Source organism: Arthrobacter sp. Y3225116 (genome assembly GCF_059091245.1).
The window spans coordinates 1-5,656 of record NZ_JBNHGL010000188.1 but is presented as its reverse complement, the minus strand read 5'-3'; the positions used below and the strand labels follow the sequence as shown (position 1 = coordinate 5,656).

Below are 5,656 nucleotides of genomic sequence, written 5' to 3'. Positions count from 1 at the left end.
CACGGCGCTGCCGGCCGGGCTGGCCGCTTCTGCGCTGCAGGCGTGGTTGCAGCACGGCGTCGGCGGTCCCGCGATGACCGTGGTGGCCTTTGGCATTTCCGCGTTGACCGGGCCGCTGCTGACGGCCGGTTACGTCGGAGTGCTGTTGCTGTCCTTCCGCACCGCGGCCGGACGCGCCCTGTGCACAGTGCTGGCTCCCGCAGGCCGCCTCGCGCTGACCAACTATTTGGGACAGTCCGTGCTGATGGCCCTGGTCTTCACGGGTTTCGGGCTGGCGTTGACCGCCCGGTTGGCCCCGCCCGCGGTGCTCGGGGTGGCGGGGCTCCTCTTCGTGGCGCAACTGCTGGCCAGCGCCTGGTGGGTGAAGAGGTTCCGGTACGGGCCGCTGGAGTGGCTGCTGCGCAGCCTCACCTACTGGCGGCGTCCGGCCATGCTCCGTTAGCGGCTAGAGGTTCCAGCCCGCAATCGCGGGCGTCTTCTTGTCCCACCCCAGCCGGCAGACGGCAGCGGTATCCAGCACGAAGTGCCGGCCCTCGATGGGTTCCAGGCCAAGCCAGCGGGCCGCAAGCACGCGGAGGAAGTGCCCGTGTGCCACCAGCAAGACCTGGCGGGGCCCTGGCGGTTCGGACGACGGGGTGGGACGCGGGGCCGTGCTGTCCAGCACCTTGGCGATCACATGATCGGCCCGGTCCGCCACCTCTTGCAGCGACTCGCCGCCGCGGACGCCGTGGGTCCAGATCAGGTACGTGGGATCCTTGGCCCGGATGGCCGCGCTCTGGAGGCCTTCATAGTCCCCGTAGTCCCATTCATGCGCTTCGGCCACCACCTCCGCTTCGGGGTAGCCGGCCAGTTCGGCCGTCCGGCGGGCACGCGCCAAGGGGGAGGTCAAGACGGTGTGGAAACGGACTCCCGCCAGCTTCGCCGCGGCGTCGCGGGCCTGCTGGACCCCGGCCGGAGTCAGCTCAAGGTCGGCCAACCCGGTGTACCGGTGGTCGCGCGACCACTCGGTTTCGCCGTGGCGCATCAGCCACAACACCGGAAAATCATGCGGTTCGGCCGCGACCATAACTATGCCTGCTCCGCGTATTCCGGCTGCGTCCGCCACCAGGCCAGCAGTTTCGCCTCTGCCTCTTCCTGCGCCGCCGGGCCGTTCTCCAGCCGCTCTTCCAGCAGGAATTTGTAGGCGCGGCCGACCAGCGGGCCGGGCCGGATCCCGAGCAGCGCCATGATCTGGGCCCCGTCCAGGTCCGGCCGGACGGCGTCCATTTGCTCCTGTTCCTTCAGCGTGGCGATCCGCTGCTCCAGGTCGTCGTAGGCGAAGGCGAGCCGCTCCGCCTTGCGCTTGTTTCGCGTGGTCACGTCGGAGCGGGTCAGCCGGTGCAGCCGCTCCAGCAGCGGTCCGGCGTCGTTGACGTAGCGGCGCACGGCCGAATCCGTCCAGCCCGCCTCCCCGTAGCCGTAAAAGCGCATGTGCAGTTCCACCAGCCGGGACACCGCCTTGATGGTCTCGTTGTCGAAACGCAGCTTCTTCATCCGCTTGGCGGTGAGCTTGGAGCCCACCACGTCGTGGTGGCGGAAGCTGACCGCGCCGGAGGGTTCGAACCGGCGGGTAGCCGGCTTGCCGACGTCGTGCATCAGGGCCGCGAACCGCAGGACGAAGTCCGGACCGGGCACCGCGCCGTCGTCGTCCGTCTCCAAGGCGCAGGCCTGCTCCAACACGGTGAGCGAGTGCTGGTAGACGTCCTTGTGCCGGTGGTGCTCATCGATCTCCAGCCGCAGCGCCGCGACCTCCGGCAGCACGTAATCCGCAAGGCCGGTGTCCACCAGCAGGTCCACGCCGGCGCGCGGGTCCTTGCCATTGATCAGCTTCGTCAGTTCGTCGCGGACGCGTTCGGCGGAGATGATCTCGATCCGCGCGGCCATGTCCGTCATCGCCTCCTCCACCTCGGGTGCCACGGCCACGTTGAGCTGGGAGGCGAACCGCGCGGCACGCATCATACGGAGGGGGTCATCGGAGAACGACGCCGACGGCGCGCCCGGGGTGCGCAGCACGCCCGCGTGGAGGTCCTTGACGCCGCCATGCGGATCCACCAGTTCCAGCGACGGCAGCCGCAGGGCCATGGCATTCATGGTGAAGTCGCGGCGGAACAGGTCATCCTCCAGGGAGGTTCCAAACGCCACCACGGGCTTGCGGGAATCCGGGTCGTAGGCCTCGGCCCGGTAGGTGGTCACCTCGATCATGTGCTGACCCTTGCGCAGGCCGATGGTCCCGAAATCGCGGCCGATCTCCCAGAACTTGTCCGCCCACTTCCCGACGACGGCGATGGTGGCATCGGGATCGGCGTCGGTCGTGAAATCGAGGTCCGGGGAGATCCGGCCCAGGAACAGGTCGCGCACCGGTCCGCCGACCAGCGAGAGTTCGTGACCCGCTGCCGCAAACAGTTCTCCCAGTTCGATCACGACGTCCGGCAACGGCAGGGACGGGACGTTGGAACCGGGTGCTGATGCGAACTGCGAACCAAAAAGGTGAACCATAGTGACTTAAGCGTGCCAGATGCCGGGCGCGATGTTTAACAAAGTCCCGCGGCTCGGCCCCGGCATCATCGGCCCGTTACAAAAATCGTTAGAGTGGACTGCATGGCACACCCGGTTCCGAGCGCCCCGAAGCGCACCCCGCTGACAGCGTCAGTGGGCAGCGCCGCGCCCGGACACCATTCCCTGCCCACCGTGGAGGAGATCTCGGCCGGCGGCGTGGTGGTCGATACGTCGACCCCGGACCTGAACGTGGCCATCATCGCGCGCTTCAACCGCGGCGGCCGGCTCGAGTGGTGCCTGCCCAAGGGTCACCCCGAGGGCCGGGAGACCAATGAAGAGGCCGCCGTCCGGGAAGTCGAAGAAGAAACAGGGATCAAGGGCCGCGTGCTGGCCACGCTGGGCAGCATCGATTACTGGTTCACCGTCAGCGGCCACCGCGTCCACAAGACCGTGCACCACTTCCTGCTCGAGGCCACCGGCGGCCTGCTGACCATCGAAAATGATCCGGACCATGAGGCAGTGGACGTGGCCTGGGTTCCGCTGGCCGAGCTGGGCCGGAAGCTGTCCTTCCCCAACGAGCGGCGGATCGTGGACCTGGCCCGGGAAGTCCTGCCCGGGCACCTTTGAGCCCCGGCCGGATCCGGCGATCCGGCCGGTTTCAGGTGAGAACATAGAGGACGATGTCCGAGACCCAGACCCCCTCCCCCAGCCCGTCCGTGCAGCAGCACAGCACAGCCAAGTCCAGTGCCATCATGGCGGCCGGGACCATGGTGTCCCGCGTTCTGGGGTTTGTCCGCACCGCTTTGCTGGCGGTCGCGATCGGCGCCAACACGACGATGGGCGACATCTTCGAGAAGGCCAACACCATCCCGAACATCATCTACCTGCTGCTGGCGGGCGGGGTGTTCAACGTGGTGCTGGTGCCGCAGATCATCAAGGCCAGCCAGAAGAGCGACGGCGGGGCGGACTTCGTCAGCCGGCTGCTGAGCCTGACGCTGCTGGTGCTGGCCGGGATCGCGCTGCTGGCAACGCTGCTGGCCGCGCCGATCATCTCCGCCCTGACCCGCGGCTGGACGCCGGTCATGCTGGAACTCGGCACCGTCTTCGCCGTGTGGTGCCTGCCGCAGATCTTTTTCTACGGGCTGTACGCCGTGGTGGGCCAGGTGCTCAACGCCCACGGCCGGTTCGGCTGGTACATGTGGGCCCCCGCCCTGAACAATGTCGTCGCCATCGGCACGCTGGTGCTGTACATCGCACTGTACGGCCGCTATCTGCCCGGCAAGGACAACCCGGAGCTTTGGACCAGTGCCCAGACGATGGTGCTGGCCGGCGGCACCACGCTGGGCATCGTGCTGCAGGCGCTGATCCTGTTGTGGCCGCTGGGACGGCTGGGGATGGGCCTCAAGCTCAAGCTCGGCTGGCGCGGCATGGGCTTCGCCGCCACCGGAAAGGTGGCAATGTGGAGCCTGGCCACCATGGTCATCGCCAACACCGCGTACCTCTTCTACGGGTCGATCGCCTCCGGGGCCACGGCCGCGCGCGCCGAGCTGGCAGGGTCCGGCGCCTCGGTCCCCGGCGAGTACGCCCTGAATACCGCCCAACTGATCGCCATGCTGCCGCATTCGGTCTTCGTCCTCTCGGTGGCCACGGTGCTGTTCAACCAGTTGTCCCGCCAGCAATCGAGCGGGGCGGTGGACGACGTGCGGCATACCGTGAACTCGGGGCTGCGCACCATCGGCGTCGCCACCGTCTTCGGGGCCGCCTCCGTGGTGGTGCTGGCCGGCCCGCTGGCCCGCTTGTTTGCCGGGTCGGGCCCCACCGCCGCGGCCTCCGCTGCGTCGATGGGCCAGGTGCTGACCATCCTCGCGGCCGGCATGCCCTTCATGAGCATCTACTTCTTCCTGGGCCGGGTGTTCTATGCGGAGGAAGACGCCAAAACGCCGTTGATCATGCAGGCGATCTGCTCCGGCGCGTCGGTGGTCCTGGCCGTGCTGATCGCCTGGTTGATCGATCCCACCCTGGTGGTCTACGCGCTGGCACTGCTGTTCACGGTGTTCCACGTGGTCTCGGCGGTCCTTGCCCACTTCTTTGCCCGCCGCCGGCTGGGCGACTACGGCGCGGGCCGCGTCGTGGATACCTACATCCGGCTCGGTTATGCCGGATTGGGCTCCGGGTTGGTGGGCGCAGCGGTCCTGTGGCTGTTCGGCGGTTACGCCAACGGCGGATTCGCCTGGCAGTCCATCGCCACCGCCATGGTGACCATCGCCGTCGTCGGACTGGTCATGGCGGCTGTATACCTGCTGCTCCTGCGCGCGCTTCGGGTCGAGGAGCTGCAGGACTTCCTGCGGCCGATACTTAAACGGTTGCCCGGACGCGCCTGACAGAAGCGGGTATCGGGTCCGGCAGCGGATAGCATGGAAACCAAATTATCCAGTCACGGGCACCTGCCCAGGACATTTCGCCGGGAGGAACTAGTGCCGCAGCCAGTTGATGTGGGCATGCTGCTTGGTGGCCGTTACAAGGTCACTGCCCAAGTGCTTGCGTCCGCCGAAAACGATCTGGTCCTGGACGGCATTGACCAGGTGCTCAACCGGCCGGTCAGCATCCTGGTGGCAGCGCCGGAGAATGCCAGCCAGGTCGCCATGAGCGCCCGCGAGATCGCCACCGGCGAGCGGGCGGGCAACGTCCAGGTGCTGGACCTCGGCAATGCCGACGGGTTCACCTACCTGGTGACCAACGAGGCCCAGGCGGCCGACCTGCTGGACCTGGTCATTCAGCAGGACGGGCCGTATGTAGAGCCCTTCTTCACCGACACACTCGGTTCGGAGATCTTCGGCCAGGCCCGTTCCACGGAGCCGGAGCCGTATGAGGACGAATACGAGTATGAGGACTACGACGAGGAGCCTCGGCAGAGCCTGCGCGAGAGGCTGAACAAACTTGACCTGCCCAAATTGGGCCGGAACGGCGGCGACGGGACGTCCAAGCCCCGGTTCGGCGCCCGTGCTGAGGCCCCGGCCCGAGGCGCCGGGTCCGCTGCGGGAGCTGCGGCCGCCGCAGCATCTGCCGGGGCGATCGTGCCGCCGCCGCCCTCCGCTCCCCCGGCCCCACAGATCGCGAGCCC

General features: G+C 67.9%; 5 protein-coding genes and 1 pseudogene. 4 read left to right on the top strand and 2 right to left on the bottom strand.

Going from position 1 to position 5,656, the window contains the following annotated elements:
* Nucleotides 1–442, top strand: a 442-nt coding sequence (locus AC5RV2_RS13930; RefSeq protein ID WP_494092823.1) for a DUF418 domain-containing protein, incomplete at its 5' end; no start/stop codon positions are given.
* 3 nt (nucleotides 443–445) lie between these two features.
* Here the strand turns inward: AC5RV2_RS13930 and AC5RV2_RS13925 are convergent.
* Nucleotides 446–1,066: a histidine phosphatase family protein gene (locus AC5RV2_RS13925; protein ID WP_494092822.1), complete on the bottom strand. Its 621-nt coding sequence runs from the start codon at nucleotides 1,064–1,066 to the stop codon at nucleotides 446–448.
* A 2-nt stretch (nucleotides 1,067–1,068) separates the two neighbouring features.
* Nucleotides 1,069–2,535, bottom strand: coding sequence for a CCA tRNA nucleotidyltransferase (locus tag AC5RV2_RS13920; RefSeq protein ID WP_494092821.1), 1,467 nt, complete (start codon nucleotides 2,533–2,535; stop codon nucleotides 1,069–1,071).
* Nucleotides 2,536–2,637: 102 nt separating this feature from the next.
* Between AC5RV2_RS13920 and AC5RV2_RS13915 the strand changes: the two genes are divergently transcribed.
* From AC5RV2_RS13915 to AC5RV2_RS13905, 3 genes and pseudogenes are all read left to right on the top strand, one after another.
* Complete coding sequence (locus AC5RV2_RS13915; protein WP_493978228.1) at nucleotides 2,638–3,162, top strand: NUDIX hydrolase; 525 nt, start codon at nucleotides 2,638–2,640, stop codon at nucleotides 3,160–3,162.
* Nucleotides 3,163–3,215: 53 nt separating this feature from the next.
* Complete coding sequence (gene murJ, locus AC5RV2_RS13910; protein WP_494092820.1) at nucleotides 3,216–4,916, top strand: murein biosynthesis integral membrane protein MurJ; 1,701 nt, start codon at nucleotides 3,216–3,218, stop codon at nucleotides 4,914–4,916.
* Nucleotides 4,917–5,009: 93 nt separating this feature from the next.
* Nucleotides 5,010–5,656, top strand: a pseudogene (locus AC5RV2_RS13905) (ABC transporter substrate-binding protein); the annotation flags it as partial.

Coding starts and splice junctions, on each gene's coding strand:
- AC5RV2_RS13915 (WP_493978228.1), top strand. CDS start 2,638: ATGGCACACCCGGTTCCGAGCGCCCCGAAGCGCACCCCGCTGACAGCG.
- AC5RV2_RS13920 (WP_494092821.1), bottom strand. CDS start 2,535: ATGGTTCACCTTTTTGGTTCGCAGTTCGCATCAGCACCCGGTTCCAAC.
- AC5RV2_RS13925 (WP_494092822.1), bottom strand. CDS start 1,066: ATGGTCGCGGCCGAACCGCATGATTTTCCGGTGTTGTGGCTGATGCGC.
- murJ (WP_494092820.1), top strand. CDS start 3,216: ATGTCCGAGACCCAGACCCCCTCCCCCAGCCCGTCCGTGCAGCAGCAC.